We start from the raw sequence: 364 nt of genomic DNA on the forward strand, positions 1-364 counted from the left end.
ACGGCATGGGAAAGCAGGTGGATGCCGGATTCATTATGGGGGTGTAGCTCAGTTGGGAGAGCACCTGCCTTGCAAGCAGGGGGTCAAGAGTTCGAATCTCTCCATCTCCATTTGCCGAAAGCAACTGAATGAAAGCGAGTCGAAGACGAAACTTGAATTTAGTGCGAGGCAGTTCACGAACCTTAACGAACGCAAGTGAGTTTAGTTGAGTGAACATACTATGTACCTTGAAAACTGCATATTGAAAATCTGATACAAAGTTCAAACTGAAAAGTTTGAAACAAATATCAAGACATCCGAGGTGTTACACAAAAGTGTAACCAAACAAACCAAAAACAAGCAATTATTAATTGTAAACACCATA

The 364-nt window shown here is 41.5% G+C and carries 1 tRNA gene; it reads left to right on the forward strand.

The window, feature by feature from the left end:
• Positions 1-37 precede the first annotated feature (37 nt).
• Positions 38-110 (forward strand) — tRNA-Ala (locus DW739_RS14760).
• The last annotated feature ends 254 nt before the right edge of the window (positions 111-364 follow it).

It is taken from the genome of Clostridium sp. AM28-20LB (genome assembly GCF_003480665.1).
GTDB lineage: Bacteria > Bacillota > Clostridia > Lachnospirales > Lachnospiraceae > Otoolea > Otoolea fessa.